25 protein-coding genes are annotated in these 24006 nt (G+C 61.1%); 16 read left to right on the top strand and 9 right to left on the bottom strand.

Going from position 1 to position 24006, the window contains the following annotated elements; translation table 11 throughout:
* Position 1: 1 nt before the first annotated feature.
* From FH975_RS14985 to FH975_RS14955, 7 genes are all read right to left on the bottom strand, one after another.
* Entirely contained in the window at positions 2 to 790 is a 789-nt protein-coding gene (locus tag FH975_RS14985; protein ID WP_153079018.1) for a CoA transferase subunit A, read from the bottom strand.
* 67 nt (positions 791 to 857) lie between these two features.
* Positions 858 to 1640 carry a 3-hydroxybutyrate dehydrogenase gene (locus FH975_RS14980; protein ID WP_162322008.1) on the bottom strand — a complete coding sequence of 261 codons (783 nt, stop codon included), beginning with the start codon at positions 1638 to 1640 and terminating at the stop codon, positions 858 to 860.
* A gap of 48 nt (positions 1641 to 1688) precedes the next feature.
* Positions 1689 to 3104: a GntP family permease gene (locus FH975_RS14975; protein WP_162322007.1), complete on the bottom strand. Its 1416-nt coding sequence runs from the start codon at positions 3102 to 3104 to the stop codon at positions 1689 to 1691.
* 128 nt (positions 3105 to 3232) lie between these two features.
* Positions 3233 to 4438: a PucR family transcriptional regulator gene (locus FH975_RS14970; protein ID WP_162322006.1), complete on the bottom strand. Its 1206-nt coding sequence runs from the start codon at positions 4436 to 4438 to the stop codon at positions 3233 to 3235.
* Positions 4435 to 5754 carry a short-chain fatty acid transporter gene (locus FH975_RS14965; RefSeq protein WP_162322036.1) on the bottom strand — a complete coding sequence of 440 codons (1320 nt, stop codon included), beginning with the start codon at positions 5752 to 5754 and terminating at the stop codon, positions 4435 to 4437. Before FH975_RS14965 ends, FH975_RS14970 begins: the two co-directional genes overlap by 4 nt.
* Positions 5755 to 6044: 290 nt before the next feature.
* Complete coding sequence (locus tag FH975_RS14960; RefSeq protein ID WP_162322005.1) at positions 6045 to 6755, bottom strand: PepSY domain-containing protein; 711 nt, start codon at positions 6753 to 6755, stop codon at positions 6045 to 6047.
* A gap of 73 nt (positions 6756 to 6828) precedes the next feature.
* On the bottom strand, positions 6829 to 10626 hold the full coding sequence (locus FH975_RS14955; RefSeq protein ID WP_162322004.1) for an FtsK/SpoIIIE domain-containing protein: 3798 nt from the start codon (positions 10624 to 10626) through the stop codon (positions 6829 to 6831).
* 242 nt (positions 10627 to 10868) lie between these two features.
* Between FH975_RS14955 and FH975_RS14950 the strand changes: the two genes are divergently transcribed.
* The 12 genes from FH975_RS14950 to FH975_RS14895 all read left to right on the top strand — a co-directional run bounded on the left by FH975_RS14950 (position 10869) and on the right by FH975_RS14895 (position 20950).
* Positions 10869 to 12062: a CpaF family protein gene (locus tag FH975_RS14950; protein WP_162322003.1), complete on the top strand. Its 1194-nt coding sequence runs from the start codon at positions 10869 to 10871 to the stop codon at positions 12060 to 12062.
* On the top strand, positions 12059 to 12937 hold the full coding sequence (locus tag FH975_RS14945; protein WP_162322002.1) for a type II secretion system F family protein: 879 nt from the start codon (positions 12059 to 12061) through the stop codon (positions 12935 to 12937). Before FH975_RS14950 ends, FH975_RS14945 begins: the two co-directional genes overlap by 4 nt.
* 5 nt (positions 12938 to 12942) lie before the next feature.
* Positions 12943 to 13872: a type II secretion system F family protein gene (locus FH975_RS14940; RefSeq protein ID WP_235928776.1), complete on the top strand. Its 930-nt coding sequence runs from the start codon at positions 12943 to 12945 to the stop codon at positions 13870 to 13872.
* Complete coding sequence (locus FH975_RS14935) at positions 13835 to 15259, top strand: recombinase family protein (protein WP_162322000.1); 1425 nt, start codon at positions 13835 to 13837, stop codon at positions 15257 to 15259. Before FH975_RS14940 ends, FH975_RS14935 begins: the two co-directional genes overlap by 38 nt.
* 299 nt (positions 15260 to 15558) lie before the next feature.
* Entirely contained in the window at positions 15559 to 15759 is a 201-nt protein-coding gene (locus FH975_RS14930) for a helix-turn-helix domain-containing protein (RefSeq protein ID WP_162321999.1), read from the top strand.
* Complete coding sequence (locus FH975_RS14925) at positions 15756 to 15920, top strand: hypothetical protein (protein ID WP_162321998.1); 165 nt, start codon at positions 15756 to 15758, stop codon at positions 15918 to 15920. The genes FH975_RS14930 and FH975_RS14925 overlap by 4 nt, the downstream gene beginning before the upstream one ends.
* Positions 15921 to 16347: 427 nt before the next feature.
* Positions 16348 to 17718, top strand: a complete 1371-nt coding sequence (locus tag FH975_RS14920) for an AAA family ATPase (protein ID WP_162321997.1) — start codon at positions 16348 to 16350, stop codon at positions 17716 to 17718.
* A gap of 100 nt (positions 17719 to 17818) precedes the next feature.
* A complete protein-coding gene (locus FH975_RS14915) occupies positions 17819 to 17977 on the top strand; it encodes a hypothetical protein (RefSeq protein WP_162321996.1) in 159 nt (52 codons plus the stop codon).
* On the top strand, positions 17974 to 18294 hold the full coding sequence (locus FH975_RS17120; RefSeq protein ID WP_162321995.1) for a WhiB family transcriptional regulator: 321 nt from the start codon (positions 17974 to 17976) through the stop codon (positions 18292 to 18294). The genes FH975_RS14915 and FH975_RS17120 overlap by 4 nt, the downstream gene beginning before the upstream one ends.
* Before the next feature lie 268 nt (positions 18295 to 18562).
* The gene (locus FH975_RS14905) at positions 18563 to 18817 is read left to right on the top strand and encodes a hypothetical protein (RefSeq protein WP_162321994.1); all 255 of its coding nucleotides are present in this window, start codon (positions 18563 to 18565) and stop codon (positions 18815 to 18817) included.
* A gap of 60 nt (positions 18818 to 18877) precedes the next feature.
* On the top strand, positions 18878 to 20329 hold the full coding sequence (locus FH975_RS14900; RefSeq protein ID WP_162321993.1) for a phage major capsid protein: 1452 nt from the start codon (positions 18878 to 18880) through the stop codon (positions 20327 to 20329).
* 126 nt (positions 20330 to 20455) lie between these two features.
* Positions 20456 to 20950 carry a hypothetical protein gene (locus tag FH975_RS14895; RefSeq protein ID WP_162321992.1) on the top strand — a complete coding sequence of 165 codons (495 nt, stop codon included), beginning with the start codon at positions 20456 to 20458 and terminating at the stop codon, positions 20948 to 20950.
* 22 nt (positions 20951 to 20972) lie between these two features.
* On the opposite strand, the gene FH975_RS14890 is transcribed toward FH975_RS14895, so the two are convergent.
* The gene (locus FH975_RS14890) at positions 20973 to 21872 is read right to left on the bottom strand and encodes a restriction endonuclease (RefSeq protein WP_162321991.1); all 900 of its coding nucleotides are present in this window, start codon (positions 21870 to 21872) and stop codon (positions 20973 to 20975) included.
* Between the two features lie 86 nt (positions 21873 to 21958).
* On the bottom strand, positions 21959 to 22195 hold the full coding sequence (locus tag FH975_RS14885; RefSeq protein WP_162321990.1) for a hypothetical protein: 237 nt from the start codon (positions 22193 to 22195) through the stop codon (positions 21959 to 21961).
* Positions 22196 to 22354: 159 nt separating this feature from the next.
* On the opposite strand from FH975_RS14885, the gene FH975_RS14880 reads away from it, so the two are divergent.
* From FH975_RS14880 to FH975_RS14865, 4 genes are read left to right on the top strand one after another with little or no spacing between them, the layout of a single operon-like run.
* Positions 22355 to 22543 (top strand): hypothetical protein, encoded by a 189-nt coding sequence (locus FH975_RS14880; protein ID WP_162321987.1) that lies wholly within the window; start codon positions 22355 to 22357, stop codon positions 22541 to 22543.
* Positions 22544 to 22557: 14 nt separating this feature from the next.
* Positions 22558 to 22929, top strand: coding sequence for a TadE/TadG family type IV pilus assembly protein (locus FH975_RS14875; protein ID WP_328821917.1), 372 nt, complete (start codon positions 22558 to 22560; stop codon positions 22927 to 22929).
* Complete coding sequence (locus FH975_RS14870; protein WP_162321989.1) at positions 22895 to 23338, top strand: hypothetical protein; 444 nt, start codon at positions 22895 to 22897, stop codon at positions 23336 to 23338. Before FH975_RS14875 ends, FH975_RS14870 begins: the two co-directional genes overlap by 35 nt.
* Positions 23335 to 23778, top strand: coding sequence for a hypothetical protein (locus FH975_RS14865; RefSeq protein ID WP_162321988.1), 444 nt, complete (start codon positions 23335 to 23337; stop codon positions 23776 to 23778). Before FH975_RS14870 ends, FH975_RS14865 begins: the two co-directional genes overlap by 4 nt.
* Positions 23779 to 24006 lie beyond the last annotated feature (228 nt).

Genomic DNA, 24006 nt, shown 5'->3' with positions numbered 1-24006 from the left:
CTCAGCTCGCCTCCTCATCCGTTGCGCGCACGGTGCGCTTCTCGATCGGCTTGTCGATCTCGGTGCCCACCTCAATCACACGGTGCACATAGATCCCGGGTAGATGGACATCGTCGGGGTCGATCTCCCCGGGCTCGACCAGTTCTTCGACCTGCGCAACACAGATTCTGCCGGCCATAGCTGCCGGAGGTGAGAACTGCCTGGCCGCCTTATTGAATACCAGGTTGCCGTGGAGGTCGCCTCGGGCTGCATGCACCAGCGCGAAGTCCGTCACGATCGACTCCTCCAACGCGTAACTGACGATCTGGCCCTCAGGGCTGCGGAAGGGCCTTACCTCCTTAGGGGTGGACTCTTCCACCACGTTGCCCTGGGCGTCGTACTTGGTAGGGATCCCGCCGTCCGCGACGGGAGTGCCGACACCAGCGCGGGTGTAGAAGGCAGGGATTCCGGCCCCTCCGGCACGCAACTTCTCTGCGAGTGTGCCTTGGGGGACAAGCTCCAGCTCCAGCTCACCCTCCAAATACTGGCGGGCGAACTCCTTGTTCTCTCCGACATAGGAAGAGATCATCTTCTTGATCCGACCTGATTCCAGGAGCCTGCCGAGGCCCCAACCGTCGACGCCTGCGTTATTCGAGGCGATCGTCAGATCTGAGGCTCCCTGTTTCAGCAGCGCTTCAATCAGCTGGATGGGGTTGCCGGAGAGGCCGAACCCGCCTACCGCTATTGATGCGCCGTCAGGGATATCGGCCACGGCTTCATCCGCGCTTGTCACCGACTTGTTCACACTCATGCCATTCCTCCCAGAAGTTGAGCCATCATCATAGATCGTTCACCGTCAGCGACGTATTGATTCATCTTCACGCTGCAGTCCATCCACCGTCGATGGAAAAGGAGGTGCCGGTCACCATGCCGGAGGCGTCCGAAGCCATCCACAGGGCAAGGCTCGCGACTTCTTCGCTTTCCACAAGACGCTTCACCGCTGATTCGGTCAACATGATCTTCTCGACGACGTCGTCCTCGCTGATTCCATGGATGCGCGCCTGATCCGTGATCTGCTTCTCCACCAAGGGGGTGCGCACATAGGAGGGGTTGATGCAGTTCGAGGTCACGCCGTGTTCGGCCCCCTCCAGCGCTGTGACCTTCGACAACCCCTCCAGTGCGTGCTTGGCGGAGACGTAGGCGGATTTATAGGGGCTGGCGCGCAGGCCGTGGGCTGAGGACAAGTTGATGATCCGTCCGAAGCCCCGCTCATACATGCCGGGGAGGGCTGCGCGGATCAGCAGGAACGGTGATTCCACCATAAGTTGGTGCATGAATCGCCATTTCTGAGGATCGAACTCCTGGATGGGTGACACATGCTGGATCCCTGCGTTGTTGACAAGGATGTCTGTCTCCAGCGACAGCTCGTCCAGCGCAGCGGTGTCGGCGAGGTCGGCGACCCACGCATCGCCTCCGAGCTCTTGAGCGAGGTCCTGTGCGGCGTCGCCGTTGAGGTCGCAGACGGTGACGTGGGCCCCGGCTGCGGCAAAGGTTCGAGCACAGGCTGCGCCTATGCCGGAGGCTCCGCCGGTGATCAGCGCTCGCCGTCCGCGCAGGGCGTCGACGGGTACGGACGAGCTGCGGGTTCGAACGTCATTCATGGGCTCTCTCCTGTGCGTCTGTGTCGAGGTTTGGTATGTCACGGAAGATTAGAATGCTCCTACTGCGGAGACCAGGCCCGCGAGCCCGAGGACCACGATCACCGGAATAGCCAATGTCACCATACCTATGTCCTTATAGGCCTGGCGGTGGGTGAGGCCACAGACAATCAGCAGGGTCACCACTGCACCGGAGTGCGGCAGGGTGTCCAAACCACCGGCAGCCATGGCCGTGAGTCTGTGCATCGCCTCGAGGCTCGTGCCGTCTGCGGCGGCCATAGCGACCAAGTCGTCACCCAATGCGTTGAGGGCGATCGTCATGCCCCCGGAGGATGACCCAGTCAGGCCAGCGGTGATCGAGGTGGTCATGATGGACGTCCACAGGGCGCCGGCTCCCATATTGAACACGGAGTCACGGATGACTGCGAAGGCAGCCACTGAAGCGACTACCGCGCCGTAGCCCACCTCTGATGCGGTGGAGAAAATGGGGAGCATGGAGCGCTTGACTCCGTCGGTGAAACCAATCTTCAGAGCCCTGATGTCCTTGAAGTTCAGTGCTACGACCACCAGGATCGCGACCAGAATGGCGACAAGCACAGCCCACAGGCCGCTCCGGGAGTCCATGGTGATCCCGCCGTACTGCTCCTCCTCCAGGTAGCTCCAGTCCAGAGCGGGGAAGATGAGAAGCGTGCAGGCGAAGTTGACTACGAAGACCGTGAGCAGGGGAACGAACGGCACCACGCGGTTTGCTGGGACCAGTGTCTGCACCTGGTGAGCGGAGCCATCGTCTGCTGAACCACCGATGATTGGTTCGCTCTCCTTGCTTTCGAAGTGCTCCCCCTTTTTGATCAGCGAACCGCGTCGATATTCCAGCCAGAGCAGGCCCAGGCCGAATATCAGCGCGCCGCCCAGCAGGCCAATTCCTGGCCCGGCGTATGCTCCCGTTTCGAAGAACTGGCCCGGGATGATGTTCTGCACCTGCGGGCTCCCGGGCAGGGCGGTCATGGTGAAGGTGAAAATGCCCAGCGCGATGGTGCCGGGTACCAGACGGCGCGGAATGTCAGCTACGCGGAACAGTTCGCGGGCCAGGGGGTACATCACGAAGGCGACGACGAAGAGGCTGATGCCCCCGTACGTCATCAGTGCGGAGGTGATCACAGTGGCGGCGATTGCGCTCCGGCTGCCCACCCAGGACGTGACAGAACGGGCGATGCTCTCGGCGTAGCCGGTGACTGTCATCAGCACCCCGAAGACCGCACCCACAAGGAAGACGGGGAAGAAGCTGCCGACGAAGTCTGCCATCGCTGGCATGAAGATCTCAGTGTATGAGGCGAGGATCGGCGCGCCAGAGAATATCAGGCAGACTGCGGAGGCGACGGGCGCAGCAAGGATCACTGGGACACCTCGATAGGCCAGAGTGATCAGCAGTATGAGGCTAATGATGATGCCTGCGATGGCCAAGACCATGGGGAATCTCCTGGGACATGTGGACTGTGCTGGCCGTGTGGATAAGCACTGGACTCCAGCATCCTCGCCACGGTGTGACCTGGGCTACATCTGTTTGGTCAACATCTGGGGAGAAATCTTGTAGCTGGCTACGAAGAGACCTCTCTCGTGATGTCTCGGTGCCTGCCGGATGCGAGCACCCAGGCCAATTCGATGAGTGTGTTGAGGTCCCCCAGGTCAGCTCCGGTGAGCTCACTGAATCGCTGCAGACGGTAGCGCAGTGTATTCACGTGGATCGGGATGCTGCGTGCGGCGAGGGGAATGCTCATCCGGTGGGTCAGATAAGCGTCGACAGCTTCCAGAATGTGCCGCCTGAACTCTCCGGTGTTCTCCAGCGGCGCGAGGTGAAGCCGGTAGAGGATCTCAGTGGTCTCCGGGCACGCATGAATCCCCAGCTGCCAGGAGAGTTCGGCGAGGTCGACGACGCCGGTACGCCCCACCTTTTCTGCCGCTTCCAGTGCCATGGAGGCTGATTGGAACGACCTGGGCAGTTCCTCAAGGGTGGCAGCCTCACCCAGCCCAATAGTGAGCCCGGTCGGGTCGGGGCCCTCGCGCGGCTGATCCATCATGATGCCGACCAGGAAGCTTCCCTGGACTGCAGCAAGCACCCTGGCGTCGGTTTCCTGGGCCCAGGTCTCGAGTCGATGCATGCGGTCTACAGCGGTACCTGAGGGGGCGTTGAGCACGATGGCCCGTATTGGTTCGGTGGTGGGGACGTCATAGAGGGTGGCCCCGCGAATACGTTCTGCAGGCGGCATCGCTGAGGTCACGACGTTGCGGATCCATTCGGCTCGCAGCGCGGAGTCAGCCACCGCCCGCGAGACTTCCTTTTCCTGATAGACGGCTACTGCCTTTGTGGAAAAAGCGTCCCCCAAGGCCCACAGCAGGGTGGACGAGGTCAGGATCTGTTCGGTGGGTATACCGGACTCGGGTGCACGTGCCAAGATGTTCCGGAAGATGAGCGAGAGTGAAACACGGAAACCCGCCAGGACACTGCCGATCGGCACGCCTTGGGCGTAGCGCTCAACTGCTAGCGCATCGGCCTCGGCTACTTGGTCTGGAGCTGGCTCCAGACCGTCTCTGATAGTCCTGATGGTCAAGGCGATATTGCGCCGAACAGAGGCTTCCAGGGAGGCTGTGGGGACGTTCTCGTACCCCGGTACCTTGCTCCGCAGATCTGCCAAAGTCCGGTCCACCATGGCCTGGTCGTTGCTCATCTGGCTCAGGAGTCTCTCCCACTGCTGGGAGTGCTCAGAGCCTCCTGTCGGGTCAACCGGGGACAATGGCGCGCTCATAATGACACGAGTAACAAGGTGGCGCTGAAGACAAGTCCCGAAGCGACCAACGTAATGGTGGTGTAGCCCAAGATATCGCGCATCTTTAGCCCGGCTATCGCCAGCAGCGGTAGCGCCCAGAAGGGCTGGATCATATTGGTCCACTGGTCACCGTAGGCCACGGCCATGATGGCCACCGCGGGGTCAGTTCCCAGCGACTCGGCGGCTTCAAGCAGAATGGGGGCTTGGACGGCGATCTGCCCGCCGCCGGAGGGCACGAAGAAGTTCACCAGGCCTGCCGAGAAGAAGGCGAAGAGGGCAAATGTCTGCTGGTTGGAGATGGCGACGAATCCTTCAGATATCACCGAGATCAGCCCGGTGCCGGCCATCATGCCGAGGATGCCCGCGTAGAGCGGGAACTGCAGCAGTATCTCGCCCACATTGGAGGCGGCTTTCTTGGTGAGCGCTATCAGTTCGAACGGATTGCGCACCAGGAGCATGATCAGGGTGAGAAAGCTCCAGTTGACGATGTCCAGCGTCAGGCTGCCGCCGCCGGAAAAGTGAATGACGAGGTATCCCACCAGCAGCAGACCGGTGGCCAGAGTAGGGATCCGCGATGCGTCGACCCGGTCTGCGGGGGTGACGACATCCTCTTCGATCTCCGCTTCCTTCTGACGGGCGTCGACGGTCAGCGGCACGATAGCACTGTCGCGACGTGGTGCGACCAGGTAGAGCGCCAGACTGACTGCCGCGATGGTAGCGAGGACGGCAATCAGGTTCCAGGTGGAGAAGATCGACTCAGTGATGGCCAGTGGCTCACCCAGTTGTTCCGCGACGAAGGAGTCGGGGGTTGCGGCCAATAGCGGCCCCGATGCGGAATAACCCATGTGCCACACCACGAATCCGGAAAAAGCGGATGCGACGAGCATCGGGAAGTGGACCAGCTGGTCACGGCTGCGGAACTCAAAGGCGACCTCCCGAGCCAGCAGTGCACCGGCGACTAAGCCCAATCCCCAGGTGATGAGTGAGGCCAGAGCAGCGACGACGAACACGAACAGGTATGCCTGCATCGCGGTCTTGGGTACACGGGCCAGTTTAACCAGCAGTTTGTGTACCGGTCGGGTGTTGGCCAAGATGTGACCCAGCAGCAGAATCAAGGCCATTTGCGTGATGAAGTCCAGCAGCCCCGCCAGCCCGATGCCCCATTCTTCGACGACGTCGACGGGGCCTGCGTCGGTGAAGATCAGCGCCAGCAGGGCCACCACGAAGGTGAGGATGATCGCGAAGACCAGCGCTGAAGGAATGAACCGTTCGACGAGAGTGTTGAGCGGCCGCATGAGGCTCCCGAGGAGTGCCCCGCTTCCCTGTGTGGAATTGGTGTTGGCAGACTCGGCCCGTTCATTGGGCTCCTGATCGGACACGTCAGTTCCCTCCCCGTCCCACGCTATACAGCACAAGCCTAGAGTACTCGTGTGTGACACAGATTACTCTGTGACCATTCGGCACAGCACCAAGATCACAGCTCAGGCAGCGAAAAGGCGGCGCTGAGGGAAGATCCTCAGCGCCGCCTCCGGAAGCGTGTGTGGTGCCCTCGAGAGTGTTCGTTCCGGGCGGAGGGCGGGTGGTTTTAGTCGTCTACTGTCACGACGTCGCCTGTTGCCACATCAACATCGACATCTACGTCATTGTCCATCTCAAACTCCCAGACCACAGTGCCGTTGTCGGTGTCGAGCTCACCCTCATGGGGCTGTCCACCGGATTCGTCTTCAGCGGTCTGCAGAGCTTCGGTGATGTCGATCTCCACAGCCTGAGCTTCTTCCTCATCATCGGAGTCGATCCCGTTATCCTCGGTGCTGATGATCTCGAAGCTTTCGGAATCAACATCGAGTTCCCACTCGGTGGAGCCGTCGTAGACGTAGACCTCCACGTAGCCATCGTCATCGGTGTTGTCCTCGAACTGGGTGATGACGCCGTCGGGGTACTCTGCGAGTGCCGCGTCAATGGCCTGATACACCGGGTGATCACTGCTGGCGTCCGTACCAGCGTCTTCGGTGGGCTCATCCGTTGCCTCGTCGGTCTCAGTCCCTTCGGTGGGCTCATCCGTTGCGTCGTCGGTCTCGGTCCCCTCGTCCGTTGCCTCGTCAGTCTGATCCGTGTCCGTGTCGGTCTCGGCCTCTTCGGTCTCTGGTGACGGTGAGTCCTCAACCTGTGCAGTGTCATCTGCGGCGGGTGAATCATCCTCAGGGGCGCAGGCCGACAGCGCCAGCGCCGCAGCTGCTGTCACGGAGAGGATTCCGAATGTTGAACGGTGAAGGTGGGATTCTGAACTAGTTGTCATGGTCATATTGCTACGCCCGGAGTCTGAGTCCTTGCCGGAAAATGCCTCCGTGTCGACTGAAATGAGAAAAGACTCATATTTGGGGGAGAGCCCAGTGGACCACCACAGCGCCTTCGGGGCGCAGGTGCACGGCCCGGCCGGGGATGGGTCGCGGCAGCACAGGGATAATCGTGGCGAAAGCATCGGCCTGGCTCCTGTTGGTGGGGGAGAGGATCACATTGGAGCCTTCCTGCCGAGCAGGATGAGCCCATGGCAGCTGAGTGAACAGACCCGACGACGCCGCCGCCGCAGTTGCCACTATGGGCACCTCCTTCGCCAGCGCGTGGTGGATGAAGGCGTGTTGCTCAGTGCTGCAGGCCGGAGCGTCGTCGACCAGCAGAGCTGCGGGCATGTGAGTTGGCAGGGTGCAGCCCGGTGTGAGAAGAAAGCTGCCGCGCAGTTGCTCACGCAGCGCCTGCAGGCAGGTTGTTTTGCCGGTGCCGGAAGAGCCGAGTATGAGGTTGACCGGTCCCAATCGGAGCCGGGCCGGGGCTCCGGTGAACTGCATGATGCCGACCACGGGTTCGGGGGTCTCAACACTTCCAGTCTCCTCATGCTCCATGATGTCTGGGGTCAGCAGTCGCTCTGGGAGCGGCTGGACCTGCAGCCTTGGTGTCCGGGTTGGACCCGGTGCCTTCCGGAACCGGGGCTGCTCGGTGACCAGTTGGACGCTGAGGCCCGGCGGGGGAATCTGAGGGGTCAGCAGCACACCCCGGCCAGGTACTGCGTCAGTGCTTCTGATGGTGGGCCACAGGTAGCGGGCTTCATCTGAAGTGCCCAGCGGGAGATAGATCCGGGTAGGGATCCGACCGGTGAGCTTGCCTAGAGCCAGCTCCCTTCCTCCGCTGATGAGAACCGAAATACCGGCCTGTGGTCCCTCAGCGGCCAGAGTTCCCAGCAGGTGGTCAAGGGTCTGCAGCCTCATGTGCGATGCCGCATGCCACTGCGCATAGCCGGTGACCACTACCTGGAGAGGCCGTCGTCTCTCTTCGGGTAGGTTGGTTCCTTCCGCCCGACGGGAGGTGAGCTCATCCATTAAGGCGCCGAGAAGATACTCGACCTCCGGTGTGTCTTCTTCGGTGAGCCAACTACCAACCCGGGGGTGGTCTGCCATCTTGGCAAGAGAGCGATCGCCGTCCAACAGATACACATCAGTCTCTGGCTGGGTGATGAGTATCTGCGCCGCTACCGCTGCTGTGGCCTCGGAAGCTCCGGAGCCAACCTCCCCGATCAGTGCCAGCGACATCGGTTCCGCAGCGTCCAGCAGAAGGTCCTCCTGCCGTTGGCCGGCAGGGTCATCTACTCGCCCCAGGAGAGCCGAAGTGGCGACGTCGTGCGCTAACCGGTCCTCCGCGCGCAGGGTTTCTGGCAGCGCGGGCAGGAGCGGGGTGTGCCCGCGGTGTTGCTGCTGTGCGGTGGAAGCCTCAGCAACGGCGGCAACCACATCGCTGAAGTTTTCCAGTGGCGGGGATTGACCGGAGCGGACCTCGGGACGCAGCTGGAGCGGACGGTGGCCTGCCAGCTGGGCGCTTTGGAAGAGTACAGGCTCCTCTCCGGGTGTCTTGAGAGCTGCCCGCCCAGGAACGCTGCGGGGGATGGTGGCAGCCACCGGGCTGCCGATGACATCACGGGCTTCGTCCTCCCCGCGAACTCTCAGGCAGATGCTGGAGCCGATATTGGCCCTGATGTCGGCCGTCACCACGCCCTGCGGCCTCTGCGTGGAAAGCACCAAATGCAACCCGAGGGACCGCCCGAGTGTCGCCAGACGCATCAGCTCATCTAGTTGATCAGGCAGCTCACGGGAGAAGATCCGGAATTCGTCAATCACCACCAGGATCCGGGCCAGCGGCTGATCAGGTCGGAGTCCACGGTATTGGCAATAGTCTCCGGCCCCTGCGTCCAGGAACAGCCGTTCCCGGCGTACAAGCTCACTCCGGATGCCTTCCAGGGTTCGTTCGGCTGCCGCATGAGACAGATCCGTTACCAGTCCAAGGGAGTGCTCCAGCTGGTCGATCTGATGGAAGGCTGCCCCACCTTTGAAGTCAATCAGCACCAGACCCAGCTCTCTAGGTCCGTAGCGGGCGCAGAGGGAGACTAACAACGTCTTCAGCAGCTCGGACTTTCCTGATCCGGTGGTTCCAGCGACCAGGATGTGTGGGCCATCGCCGACCAGATCCAGGGTGACTCTCTCGCTGCGGTCGCGACCCAGTACGGCGATCAAAGATTCGGCCGCTGTCTCAGTGAACATCTGCGCTGGAAGTCTGTAGGTGCAGTTCGCCGGAAGCTCTCCAGCTGACGCCGCTCCGCCCAGGAGGGGTAGCGCATGCCTCAGGTGCTGGTGCGCTGTTTCCTGTGAGAGCCCGTCGAAGCTGAACTTCTGGGCTCGGACCTCTGAGGAGCCTTCGGTGGTCTGCCGCTCCAGAACTCCAAGCGCAAGATCCACCCACCAGCCGTCGACGTTGAGTTTTCCCGCCCCCAGGGTGACCACATGCCAGGAAGCTGCCACGGCTCTGCGGACACAGCGATCTTCGCCTGGTTCAAAGACGATCACCACCCGGGGGCGCTCAGCCTCCTCCGGAGTAGTGTTCAGCACGGACAGGAATGTCTCTGGGCTCAGCTGTGTGACTCGTGCGAAGTCCCGCAGATCGGGCATTCTGGGCCCTCCGACCACGACCACCCGGGGCTGGACGGGATTGAGCGCGAGCTGGACGAGGATCCACCTGAGGAGCCGGTGGGCGTCGCGTTCAGGCCCGTGCAGGATTGTCTGCTCCCCAGGGTAGAGAGTCACGCCGACTGCTGCGTGGACCTGTGTGTCTTGGTCCTCAGGTGAGGACGCCGAGCCGAAGTCCACCGTGGCGGAGACCTGCCCAGTCCCAAGCCGAATTGCCGGTGCACGATCTTCGGCTGCACCTGCATGGACGCTCTCGCCGGTGTTCGCACGGAGGAGCCTGATCAGTTCACCCGGGGAACATAATGCTGAGAAGGTCCGCGACGCCCACAGGCGTGCTGCCCGGGCAATATGGTGCCGATACTGGCGTTGCTTTCTTCTGCCGTCCCAGAAGATCACTGAGGCGACAAGTGCACTGGCCCCACTGAACAGGAGGAAGAACCACATGCCGGTGAAGGCCACGAGAACGATGCCCGCTACCAAAGGAACTAGGGCAAAGGCGAGCATCATCTTGTGTTTGGATTCGGGCGGGCCGACGCCGACCGGTTCAGCCGCAGGCGGCCAGGAATGCCGTGTCCGGGGTGGAGGAGCTTCCACGGTGATTCGGCACTGTGTGGAGCCAAGTTGGAAGTCGTCTTCAGTAGTCAGTCGAACGGTGGTGGCGTCGTCGTTGTTTGTGTGTGTTCTGTGCAGTGTGATGGCACGTTTCCCCACATGGAGAACGGCTTCCTTGCGGGACATTGCGGGGTCGGCGGCTCGGATGTCTGAGCGGCCGCGGCCAATTTCAGTTCTACCCCGGCGCAGGGGGATGAGTCGGCCTGCATCGGGCCCTGAGTCCACGCACAGCGTCAGCTGGGAGGGCCGCAGCCTCCGCATGGGCATCCCGGGCGGAGACGCGAGCACGACCATCCCTCGGTGCAGCAGTGCCGAACCGGCGTCAATGCTGTGCAGTGCGGTGCCAGCGGTGCTGAGTTGGAGATTCGGAGCTTGGAGAAAGTCGCGCAGAGCGCGGTCCAGACTGACACCGGAGATGGCGTCACCGGGTTCATCGGCCACCAGGCGGACCTCATGGTCGTGTGCGCCAGGCGCCCGCCTGCGAAAAGCGGCCCAGTGCTCAGCCTCCAGTGCACCGGGGGCGTGCACCAGCGTGATGGTGAAGTTCATGTGCCCTCGCTTGACGTTTTGTTTGATAACAATTGGTCCGGCTAATTCACACTAAGACTTGGTGAGTGTTCCTTGGTGTGCAAGGAGTGAGTCTGTGGATAACCTGCCGGCCCTCGTGCTTTATCCACAGGAAGTGAACAGGGGCTTCCCGAAACCTGGACGGATAACTAGGGTAGTGAACGCTGCATCCGTTCAGGAGCGTTGCACCGTGAGAAACTGACCGGTCACGTGGAGGAAAGCCCGTGGACGCTATGTCCATCGTTGAAGACGAAGTTCGGGAAACGATTCGCCTGCGCGGAATCGATCCCAGCGACGATCCCACCAGGACTAAGAATCTCGTAGACGCCGCCGTGGCGGATTACGACAAACGTTCTATGGTCGCGCCACTGCCAGTGCTTGGGGAGCCCAAAGTAGCTGCCACAAGAATCTTTCACTCCGTAGCAGGATTCGGTGAGCTCCAACCCCTCCTCGACGATCCCGAGATCGAGGAGATCTGGTGGAATCAACCGGGCCAGGTATTTGTCAGCAGGTCTGGGCGGTCGGAGCTGACATCCATCACGCTGACGGAGACACGAGTCAAAGACCTGGTCGAACGCATGTTGAAGTCTTCAGGGCGCCGACTCGACTTTTCCACGCCGTTCGTCGATGCCGCGCTCGCTGACGGCTCACGACTCCATGTGGCCATACCTGATGTCACCCGCAGTTCCTGGGCCGTCAACATCAGGAAATTCATCACCAGGGCTAACTCCCTAGACGACATGGTTCAGATGGGCTCATTGACTGCGGAGGCCGCCGAGTTTCTCTCAACCTGCGTTGCCGGAGGACTGAACCTGCTGATCAGCGGCGCGACCGGAGCTGGAAAGACGACCATGCTGAACGCGCTCACATCCGCCGTGGGCCCGCGCGAGCGAGTGGTGACGGTAGAGGAAGTCTTTGAACTTGACGTCCCGCTGCGCGACACAGTGGGCCTCCAATGCCGTCAGCCCAATTTGGAGGGTCATGGGGAGATTCCACTCCGCAGACTCGTCAAAGAAGCGTTGCGAATGCGCCCGGACCGCCTCCTGGTCGGAGAAGTCCGCGAGGCGGAAAGCCTGGACATGTTAATCGCTATGAACAGTGGTCTACCGGGTATGAGTACGGTCCACGCGAACTCTGCTCATGACGCACTCACCAAACTCTGTACGCTGCCTCTCCTTGCCGGGGAGAACATCACCGCCGACTTCATTCTGCCTACTGTGGCATCGTGTCTCGATCTGGTGATTCATTGTGTTCGTACACCACAGGGCCATCGGTATGTGTCCGAAATTCTCGCCGTCGGGGGCCGGGTGGAGTCGGGCACCATCGAAACCACCATGCTGTTTTTTCACGATGGGCAGGGACTGCAGCGCCGTGAAGCAGTCTTTGAACATCGCAAACTCTCAGGTGCACCGCTGTGACGGGTCCGTACGTTCCGCAGGCTGCCATTCTGGGGCTCATTCTTGGGCTCGGCCTGCTGCTTGTCCTCAGCTCCACGACATCGCGCCCCGCAACACCAGAGGCTCGGCCGAAGGGTGCCCTTCGGATCCGCCGGTTACTTGACGAAGCCGGACACTACCGACTTCCCGTATCGGCAGTTTTCATCAGCAGCGCCGGCTGTGCTGTCCTGACGTTCATAGTGGTATTCATGGTGACCGGTGCCCTGCCAGTGGGGGCCTGTCTGGCCGTGTTCGCGGGTCTTGCACCGTGGGGAACCTTGCGCTGGCAGGTCACCCGTCGGCGGAAACAGCTGGCTGAAGTGTGGCCCGATGTTGTGGATCATCTCAGATCTGCGGTGCGTTCCGGTCTTGCTCTGCCGGAGGGCCTCACCGAGTTGGGCAGAACCGGACCCGAACCACTGCGCGAACCCTTCGCCGAATTCGGCGCAGACTGGCGTGCTGGGGTCTCGATGGGACAGTCCTTGGACCGGTTGAAAATGAGACTCGCTGACCCTGTGGGCGATCGCATTGTTCTGGCCCTGCGTATGACGCGAGAACTGGGTGGCACGGATCTTGGCCGACTGCTCGACACGTTGGCCGACGTGCTCAGAGAGAATGCGCGAACGCGGAGTGAGCTTGAGGCTAGGCAGAGTTGGACTGTCAACGGCGCCAAACTGGCAGTCGCTGCTCCGTGGATCGTTGTGCTTCTCCTCTCCTCCCGCCCCGAAGCCGCAGAGGCGTATCACAGCATGACCGGCATGGCGGTGCTCGGCGTTGGTCTCGCTGTCTCGCTCATCTGTTACCGCCTTATGTTGCGCATTGGTGCGCTCCCACCGGAAGAGCGGGTGTTGGTGTGACTGAAATGATCCTGTGGCCAGGCTTGGTAGGTCTCACTTTGGGTGCTGGCGCGCTGATTCTGATCGCGGGCCTTCCCGCGATGAACCGTCCTCGCTTCGCCGAGCGCGTCGCGCCCTATGTGAGATCAGTTGCCCCTGAGGCGGAGTCGACGGTTCACAGCCGAACGCCCCTCACTTCAGCTGCAAGAATCTTCGCTCCGGCTGCGCAGCGCTTAGCTGAGAGCTTGCGTCGTCTGGGGCTTGCCTCGAGCTCCGAAGTGCTCAGCAAACGGCTCCGGCACGCCAACCTTACGTGGAGCCCTGCAGAGTACCGGACGCAACAGCTGGGATATGCGGTAATAGGAGTGACTGCGGGGGTCCTCATCAACGGGTTGGCTCTGGTTGCTGACCGATTCCACCCGGTCGCTGCGGTGTTCCTTGTCCTTGCCGGGGCGGGCCTGGGGGTTGTTGGGCGAGACCTTCAACTCAACACCCGTATCCGGTCGCGCCGCCGCCGGATGATAGCGGAGTTCCCGACAGTCGCTGAACTTCTGGCCCTCTCCGTCAGCGCTGGGGAATCCGCTCCAGGAGCTTTCCAACGGATCAGCACCAGCTGCCGCGGCGAACTCGCTGGAGAATTGAAAGAACTGATGCGCCGAACAAAAGCCGGTACACCATTCGTCTCAGCTGTGCGCACACTGAGCACGGAGATCGAAGCACCCGCAATCGCCAGGTTTCTGCACGGCGTCGTCGTCGCAGTTGAGCGGGGCACCCCGCTCGCAGAAGTGATGCGCGCCCAGGCAGCAGATGTCAGAGACCATTCCAAACGCGAATTGATGGAAGAGGCAGGCCGCAAAGAGGTCGCCATGCTCGCGCCAATTGTGCAACTTACGGAATCCTCTCGGTATGGTCGGAAATATGAGCCGCACCGCCATATACCTACGCATCAGCTATGACCGCACTGGAGAAGCCGCCGGCGTGGCCCGGCAAGAGAAAGCCGCCCGGGAACTCGCCAACGCCAAACAGCTCGACCAGCCCCGCGTCTACAAAGACAACGACAGATCAGCGACCAGGGGTGCACGCCCAGAGTTCGAAAAACTGCTCCAAGACGTCGAGGCCGGGCGAATATCTACAGTGCTCGCATGGCACCTAGACCGCATCATGCGGAACTTCCGAGACCTCGTCCGACTCATAGAAGCCGGTAAACCCCACCGCCTGAACGTCGCCTGCGTCAACGGTCCCAGCATGGACCTCGGAGACCCCACAGGCGTCGCCGTAGCCTCCATCATCACGGCTATTGCCCAAATGGAAGTCGAACACAAAGCGAATCGGCAGCGGGCGGCGAACCGTGAACGCGCCGAGAGCGGAGAGGCCTTCTGGGTGCGCCGCCCCTTCGGGTACGACTTCGATCAAGACGGGAACGTCCACGTGGTCGAGGAGGAAGCTTCAGCGATCCGGCGTGGGGCGCAGTGGATCATCGAGGGTCGGAGTGTCGCCAGCGTTTGCCGGGACTGGAACGAGCGCGGACTCAAGACCACAGCCGGCGAGGGCGGGGACTGGTCCGTGACCTCGGTCCGACGTCTTATGAAAAATCCCCGCTACATAGGACGGCGGACCTATGCGGAGACCAGGGACGGAAATCGTGCGGAACCCGTCGACCTCGGCCCCGGCAACTGGCAGCCTATCCTCCGCCCGGAAACACAGCAGGAACTGGAGCAGATCCTCAACAACCCGAACCGGAAGACCAGCCCAGAAGACACCGGCGTCAAGTACCTGCTGACCGGACTAATCCGCTGCGGGAAGTGCGGAAAAAAGATGTACGCCTCACCCGCCGGGCAGAAAACTAAGCGCCACTGGATGGCCTATAAGTGCCAGGGGGGGTACTGCTCTCAACGCCGCATGGACCAGGTAGATGAGATCGTCGAAGCCACTGTTACCGGCTTCCTCGCCCGCCCCGAGGCCGCCCGCCTGTTCAGTAACTCAGAAGAAGTATCTGAACTGAGGACGCGCCGCGCGACCCTCCGCGCCCGCCGCAAAGACATCACAGCGCTGCACGGCGACGGGCTCCTAGACACCACCGAAGCCCGGCTGCAGCTAGGCAAACTCAAACAGCAGCTCGACGAAATAGACAGCGCGATAGAGACGGCATCGAGCAGCACCCCAGTCTTGGAAGTAGTTGGCTCCGAAGACGTAGACACAGCATGGCTGGAGCTACCCGTGGCGCGCCGTCGAGCCATCATCAGCGACCTCCTAACGATCGAACTTCAGCCGGGCGGGAGGGGCAGTCGCTTCAAGCCCGAGATGGTGCAAATGGCGTGGAAGTTTCCGGGAGCGACTACTTAATCTTCAACACTGCGGACCTGAGTTTCCAGACAACGGACTCTGAGGCGACAGACCATGTGACGCAATTATTACGCCGACACGCCCACGACTCAAAAGAAAATCTAAGGACGACCGCGGACGCCCCCGGACAACCGAGGACAACCCCGGAAATAGAACAACCTAATCAGCGCTCAACACTTGCCCACACTGGTGCGCAGCATCAAGCAATATGGAAGCTGCAAGCACGGAGCCCCAGGGGAATTCCGCCAAGAATTCAAGCCCCCGGGGCTCCGACCGCACACCATGACTAGGAGACGAAAGTGCGCGCCACGACGGACCCAATCAAGGGTCGCCGCATGCTCACTATGGCAGAAGCGGCAGACCTCTACAACGTCAGTCAAGCCACCATTTACCGGCGAATCAAAGACGGCACCCTTACCGCCCACCGGCCCGGCCCCAATACCGTTCGTATAGATCCTCGGAATCTCCGCACGGCCTTTGAACGCCGGAGCGCCGCATGAGCGTCACTCCTGGAATACTTCAGGCCCGGCAGCGCCTCAAAGCCGCCCGCCTCGAAGATCACGTCAGAAAAGCTGTCCAGGCTGCCCCGCCTCTGACCGAGCAGCAGCTAGACGCAATCGCTCTCCACCTGAACCGTGCTAAGGCGGTGAAGGGCCGGTGAGACCTGCACATGAAAGCTCCCCGGCTGCTGCGAGCAAACCGGGGCGCCGAGGACCTGTAGAGCCCCGTACAAATTGCAATCCCAGCCTACCGGAACGTCCCCAGACTTTGCCGGCACCCAATGCCGAAGCCATCAAGACATATTGGGTCCGCCAAAGCCGAAGAGACGAATACGGGTGCCCCATCCACACCCTAAGAGTTGTCGTCAGGTGCCCCCACTGCCGCAAGACACACGTACACGGCTCAGCCGACACGGTCCCCACTGAGCTGGAGGGAACACACCGTGCCTCCCACTGCTCCGGGCGGGTCGCCGAAACCATCGACCCCGGCGCCGGCTACTACATCACCGGCACAGCAGCCCTTGATGTGCCCGGGTACCCCTCCGCATGGTGCCGCGAACTCCGAGCGCCACGACGGGAGGCCACAAAGTGAGCACCGCCTATGACGCCGAAAAGCTGGCGAAGCTTCTGCCTGACGAGTACTTCGGCCTCTACCACAAAGAGCGCCGGGACGCCCTAGATGTCCATCGCAGGAGAAGCGGAAACCCATCCCTGCCCGAGACCTACCGGGACAACCTCGACGAACTAGCGCTGGTGTCCACCCTCCTCAAACACGCTGGTATCGAAATCGAGGCCAAAGACCTACTAATCAGCAGTGAGAGTATGCAACGGCGGATAGAGCAGGCGCGGCTCAACGAGGAAATAGCCTCACAGCGACGCCGCAAAGAGGCGCGTGATGCCCTAGCAGCTGAGCGAGCCGCCGAGCATCCCCTACCAGACCGGCAATCCCTACCCGAGTTCATCGAAGCACACGCGGGCACCGCCGAAACATGGCTCATAGACGACCTATGGCCCACCGGCGGGACCGTGCTGCTGGCCGCCCCCGCCAAAGCAGGCAAGACCACGATGATGGCGAACCTACTGCGCTCACTAGTAGACGGGGCACCCTTCCTCGACCGGTACGGCGTGGATGAGCCCGGCGGGGGCGTGCTGCTGATCGACACCGAAATGAACCCGGCCCGTATCAGCAGGTGGCTCCAGCGCCAGAAAATCCACCACCCCGACGAGATCACCCCGGTAAGCCTGCGAGGACAACTAGCCGGGTTCAACATCATGGAACCCGAAACCCGCACCCGATGGGCACGGCACCTGGAAGGGCACCGGGTAGTCATCCTCGACAACCTCCGCCCTGTCCTCGACGCCCTAGGCATGGATGAGAACCACGAGGCTGGGAGGTTCCTGCAGGCGTGGCACGAGTTCATCCGCGAAATGGGCGCGGACGAGACCCTAGTGGTCACACACACCGGGCATAACAATGAGCGGGCACGCGGGGACAGCGCGATCACTGCATGGCCTGACGCGCTATGGACACTGGCGAGAGAGTCTCCCAACGAACTCCACAGCCCCCGCTTCTTCCGCGCCTACGGCCGGGACGTCGAGCAACCCGAACGCGCCCTGGATTACGACCACGACACGGGCAAGCTCACTCTCGGGCTGGGAGGGCGCCGGGACGCGAAACTCAACGCCACTGCAGAAGCCGTCCACGCCTTCCTGCGCAGCAGCCCCGGCACCAGCCTCAGAGGCATCAGGCAAAGCGTCAACGGCAACAACGAGGTCATCTCCGCAGCAGTGAAAAGCGGCGTGGATCAAGGACTCATTAGGCAGGAAAAACGGCAGGGCAAAGGTGGCGGTCAGATCTTCTACATGGCCGATTATGTGGAGCCCGGCACCGAGCTCGACACTCCACAGAACAAACCGGCCCAACCGGCCCAAACCGGTTCCGGGACCGGTACGGGATGAAGGTGGTTTCTGGCCCCTTTAGGGGCCAGAACCACTTCCCCACCATGGCCACCCAAGCCAGCAAGAGCACCAGAACCACTTTCACGAGGACCAGAACACCATGAACGACAGCTCAGCACTACCACCACGTCCTGGAACAGAACCTGCATCACAAACAGACCCCGACCTCCGCGCCCTCGTCGAAGTCCTAGCAAGCCTCTTCGACGACACCGCCCAAAAGGAAACCCCCACCCCCTCAGCGAAGACCCCCACCCCATGAGAACCGGACGCCCCACCACCAGAGACGACCACACCCGCCTGCCTGAATGGCAAGCCCTCCAGTTACACCTGCTGGACACATCCCCGCCCTGTGCAATGCACCACCCCCGCGACGACTGGATCAGCGAGGACCCCATACGGCAAGCACGCGCCGCCACCCTCTGCAGGCAATGCCCAGCGCTGAAGACATGCCGCGCCTACGCACTCGCCAGCGGTGAGACCACCACAGTCCTCGGCGGGCTCACACCAGCGCAGCTGAAACAGCACAGCCGCCACGGGACGAATGGACGCCGAAACGACAGAGAGGACGCCCGATAAACCCAGACTCCAAGCAAGAAAACCGGACACGGCGCGTTCAGGCGTCTAAGAGCCGAACAGGACGCCAGACGGCCAGTGGACACGCGCAGCACCCTCCCAGCCCGGGAGAGCAGCGCACAGCCCCCACCCGGGCAGCAGCTGACCCCCGGGAAGGGAGTCCAAATCGCGGAGCCGGAGCCGCTAAGCCGCGCCGCGGTAGAAGTCCACACGACACCGCAGAATGCGAACCCCCCCTTGGAATCCACCACCACGATGGAAGGAAAACACCATGAGCAACACACCCGCAAACCACGATCACGGGCTGCGCCGCCTGGCAGTCACCCTCGCCGAAGCCAACCACAGCGGGGATGAGCAAACCGTCCTAGACGTGCTCGCCACGATCCGCGTGGAGGAAGCCGGCGCGTTCCTCGTCGCCCTGTCCGACCTGGTGTTCCACGCCTTCAGTGAAGACCCCGAGGACGGGTTCGACACTTTCATCGACCACTACCGGCAGCTCATCGAAACACATGAAAATTCAGCCTAATTTTTCGCACAAATCACGAGGGTTCTCCGGAAGAATCAGGAGTGGTCCCAGCCTCGAATTGTGAACCTAAAGAACGAAAGTGAGCGCTACAAGATGACTCCGGAGGAAAAGCTTAAAGACCTGGAAGGCGAAGCGAAACAGCTACGCATCAAGGCCAATAATAACCCGCGTACTTTTTCAGAGGACGACGCTGAGCGAGCTACAGAGATCGCCGGGGAACATGCCCGTCTCAGGGAGATCGTCAGTCGTAAGAAAGCGGCAGCCGATGCGTTGGGCCCACTGGCTCACGTACCGAGTGATGAACAATCTACGCTGCCGGAAGATGAACACCAGGCCTACGGACAGACCTCGGCCAGCCGCCACAGAGGTAACTCACCGGCGAGGGAAAAGGCCACGCCCTTTGCCCAAGCAATCGTCAAGGCGTTCAATGCCGCTGGTTCGATAGTTGGCGGACCTGGTTCCGGCAAACAACTTGTAGAGTCGGGCAGGATCACCGCCGCGATTCCCTCGACTGCGAAGTCAGTCCCTACTAGTACTAACTCCGGGTGGGGAAACGCGATGACCGAGGGTGATCTGAGCTGGATGGTGGGTCTGCCTCGCGCGGGGCTGAGCATGCTAGAAATTATCCAAGCGGAGGAAGTCAGCAGCCCTGTCGGCGCCTACCTTCGGCAGTCCCAACGGGAGAACAACGCCTCAACCGTTCCCGGCGGGCAGCTGAAGCCCATCAGCAAGTACCAGCTCCGTCCCGCACAGTGGCGTACCAGCACCATCGCCCATCTGTCCGAGCCGATCCGCACACAGTGGCTTGATGACTACTCAGGACTGCAAGACTTCATCAGTAGTGAACTGGTTCACGGCGTAGACCGCGCAGCCAACCGCTTCATGCTCTACGGAGGACAGGACGAAGACGGGGGCAGCCAGCCCGGCCTCCTCAACGTCGGCGGCGTGGAGACCACCCCATACCACACCTCCAAACTTCGCACTCTCCGCGCCGCGATCGGTGACCTCGAAGCCACCGGGGTCCAGCCGACGCACATCGTAATGAGCCCAGCCGACTGGCAAGAGGTCGAACTACTCGAAGACAGCGAGTCACGCTACCTACTCTCCGGCGCCCCCGGATCCCGGGCACGCAAACAGCTCTGGGGCGTCCCGGTCATCACTCCACCTGATATGCAGGATGCGCGCGCGATGGTCGGCACCTTCGAAAACGTCCGCCTGCTCCACAGAGGATCCCACCAGATCACATGGAACGATGGTTGGCAGGCTGAGGACGGAGACCCCAACCAACCGCTCGACCTCTACGCACGAAACATGGTCCGCTTCCGAGACGAAATCCGCGTATCCCTCGTGATCCAATCACTACAGGCATACCGGTACGTTCTCCTGCACGAGGAGGCCAATGAGGAACCCCCCGAGATTCCCACACCTTTCCCCGAGGTCGATTATGGGAACACCTCCAAATTGGTGCCGGCCCCGCCGCGCCTAGATGACCTAGAGGACGGGGACGAATAGGGAGGTCGAGACCCTCCGAACTTCAATCCCGCCCACTAGCGCAGCGAAGTGACTGAAGGCCCTCCCGAACGTTGGCCCTCGGGAGGGCTTTCCTGGGCTCACCCGGCGAACAGTAAGCTCGGGACCATGACGGATGAACGCCTCGAGTTCGGCACGTACGGCCTCCGCAATTCCATCACGCGCTTCAAAAACATCAAGCTCACCACAAGCTCCTCTCCGGAAGGATTCCACGCTGTAGAAGCCGCAGCGCTGGAATGCCTGTGGTGGTGCCAGATGTTGAACGAGCGTCTTGAGAAGACGGTCGAAACGTATCGAGAGGCGCGTGCCCTAAATCCCATGGGCAGCACGGTGCAAGGACTGCGCTACGCGCGCAACAGGTACACGCATAGTCCCGTTATCGCAATTGAGAGAGTCGGAGGTCTTTCATTCCCCGCGGCATTTCCAGTGTCCTTCGGTTTGCGCGCGGTGTGGCGAGCAGCTAAACACTTGGGCACCGATAAGCGGGTTTCTTCAGACCAAGAAAAAGCCTATGTTAGGTCCGTACAGGGGCGAGATGTTGTGTCGACGCTGGAAATCGCCTTGCAGTGGTTCACGGATTGGGTGGCGACAGGGAATCGCTAGTCACGCCGACCGGTTGCCCCAACTAGTCAAAGCGGTTGAACCAACTTTCGTTAACCACCGGCAGATTCTGGACGCCCAAACCCTGCTCCAAGATCAGGTCCGCGAGCTTCTCACCGTCAACTAAATCCACGGTAGGCGCGGACGAGATAGCGGTTTTCCGTGCCGGACCTGAGAACTTACCCAGAGTCACCAAAATCGCGCGCTCGGCCCCTTTCATTTGTGCGTCCCGCTGGAAGAGGGCAACCGTATCTCGGCCCACAACTCTTCCCTGCGGGTCATAGCGCTTCACTTGCACGGCGACCCGGGATGATAAGACGGGGCTCAAGGGCGCGGTACCAATACCGTCAATACCCTCGTCCCCTGAACCCCCGACTCGCTCCAGCTCTAATCCGTACAGACGCAGCAGGTACAAGACAAATTCTTCGAAACCCATCGGCGAAAGCTTGTGCAAACGTGCCAGAAGGATGTCTTTCCATGTGTCCCCCGGACTCTCCTCCAACCCGACATCTAATTCAATGTCTGACACATCTGAGACAGACTCAGATGCAGCCTGTGAGTTCTTCTTCCGCCCTCTATTGCGTCGGAAACTTCGATCCAGATCCCGCACCTTGGTATGCGCCTCTGACTCAGGCAGGGCCAACAAGTTCTTACCCAAGTCCGTGATGAGGAAGACTCCTCGAGAAGGACTCTCCAGGGCACCGATTTGCTTGGCATATGACCGTGCCCAATCGAGCCTATCTAAAAAGATCGAATCGTCAGGTCGGTTCGGGTAGACCACCGAGAGGGTCTCCTCGTCTATGTCAAGGTCCTCGGTGACCTTGCTTTTAATTTCGCTGGCTTTTGCAGACTGGCCTAATGCTGAAACCGCGCGGATCGTCGGCAAAATTAGTTCCACATATGTAGGAATGCTCTCGGGCTGCATGACTCGATCCTAGTAGAACACTGAGAAAAAGCGCGATGATAGGAACTGCATTACCCTCCCGCCAACGTGTCGCCCCCCGTTACCAGCTACCATCCCCACCGTGCGAGGGAGGCACGCTCAATACGATCGGCCCCCCAACGGAGCCGCTCAGCGAGCTTTTGTGCTGCGTCCGGGGTTTCGAGGTCTTCGTGATAGCCAAGCTCCACACAAAGCCCGGAACCGTCGGTGGTGGACCATTCGCGGAGGTCTCCGAGGTCGCCCAGTTCGCCGATTGCGCTGGTATGCAGGCCGGTAAATGGGTCTGAGTCGGAATTGATGGTCATGGTGTATCTCCTTAGGTCGTTCGAATAGAACACATAGAAGTGAACCACCGGCGCCCCTGTCGTATTTGGGATTCTTCCTCTCACTATCCTCTTCGCCGCTTTCCCTGGTTTGGCACTACTACAGATAGGAATCTGACACCCGATGAATGGAGAGAGAGTATGAATCACGCCGTCGAAACCCTCCGCCGCTTATTCTCCGCGGTCCATCATGAGCAGCGGGGTGATGTGCCCGGCTGGGTGATGATCACGCTGATGTCAGCCGTCCTAGTTGCGGGATTGCTCATCCTCGCCCAAGACGCCTTCAGAGATCTGTTCGAACAAGCCATCAGCCAGGTCTCGCAGTCGTGAACCCAGCTGCGGGTGTGTCTGATGAACGAGGGTCAGCCACCGCAGAGTTCACGATGGTTGCAGCCCTGTTGTCCCTGCTGTTCCTGGCGGTTCTGCAGATCGCCGGCATGATCCACGTGCGGAATACGCTCATTGACGCAGCCTCAACGGGTGCACGCTTCGGAGCCCTCGCTGACCGGTCGGCCGAAGACGGTGTCGCCCGCGCTGAAAGGCTCATTAGCGGATCTGTGTCGGAGCGCTATGCCCAGGAGGTGACTTATGAGTATATCGACGAAACCGAGGGCAGGACGCTGCGCATTACTGTCAACGCTCGGATCCCGGTGTTGGTCGTCGGTCCCGGAGTCGGGGAGCTTGAACTCACCGGCTCAGCCTACGAATTCGAGTGAAAACCGTGAAGATGGCTCAGCGATCGTAGAGTTCCTGGCCCTTGCCGTGATGCTGCTTATTCCATCTGTCTGGTTCCTGATTGGGGTCTCCCAGATTCAGGCAGCGACGTACGCTGCCGTTGGGGCGGCCGATCAGGCGACCAAGATGTACATCGGGTCCGACGCGCAGGCAGATATCAGAGCGCAGCGCAGTGAAGCGGGCGCGCATGCCGCGCTCGCAGATTTCAACATCTCTCCCGACCAGAGCACCATGACGAGAACGTGCAGTCAGGACTGTGACCAACCAGGATCCCTGGTCCGCTATGAGATTGAAGTGCGTGTCCCACTGCCCCTAGTCCCTGAGTTCGGCGGATGGGAGCACTCCCTCGTTTCGGTCTCTGCATCCTCCACAGGAGTGCAGGGCGAATGACGTTAGACCGAATGACCGCCCATGATCCCAAGGACGACTCGGGGCAGACCACTGTCCTTATCCTCGGTATGGCGTCGATTCTGCTCATGTTTGCGGCAGCGATCTTGGGGGCGACCGTCGTAAACGCCGATACTCGCCAGCTATTGTCCGAGGCTGACGGCGCAGCCTCCGCTGCGGCCTATTCCGCCCAGCCTGCACCGGGAACCCCACACATCTCGGAGCATGAGATCAGATCTGCCGCTGAACAGCACCTGGCAGATGCTGGAGCGCACGAACGTCATACGGGGCTCACTGTTATTGATGCGGGTACCTCACCGGGAGGCGAGACGATCTACCTTCAGCTGCGTGCTGAGAGCGAGCTCCCGGGTTTGCGGTGGGTATTACCGGCATCCGTGGAGATCACTGCAGAGTCTCATGCGAGGATCGCCATCAATCGTTGACCGGGGGCTGAGGCTTGGGGCTCCAGGAGCACACTGACCCGGTGGGAGCATGGGTTCGCTCGCTGGCGAATAGAAGGCATGTCAGGTTGTGGCCGGGTCGGGGTGGTGTCGGGGGTGGCGGATAAAATTGTGGGTATGGAAGGCAAGTTGGATGCTCACTCTTCGGCACCGGTTCCGTTTCCGTTTCCGGGGTCGTTGGGTCATCTTGTCCAGGTGCCTGAGTTGGTT

Source organism: Nesterenkonia haasae, assembly GCF_010119385.1.
In the GTDB taxonomy this organism is placed as follows: Bacteria; Actinomycetota; Actinomycetes; order Actinomycetales; family Micrococcaceae; genus Nesterenkonia; species Nesterenkonia haasae.
The sequence above is the reverse complement of the archived record's forward strand: the minus strand, read 5'-3'. Positions and strand labels throughout refer to the sequence as shown.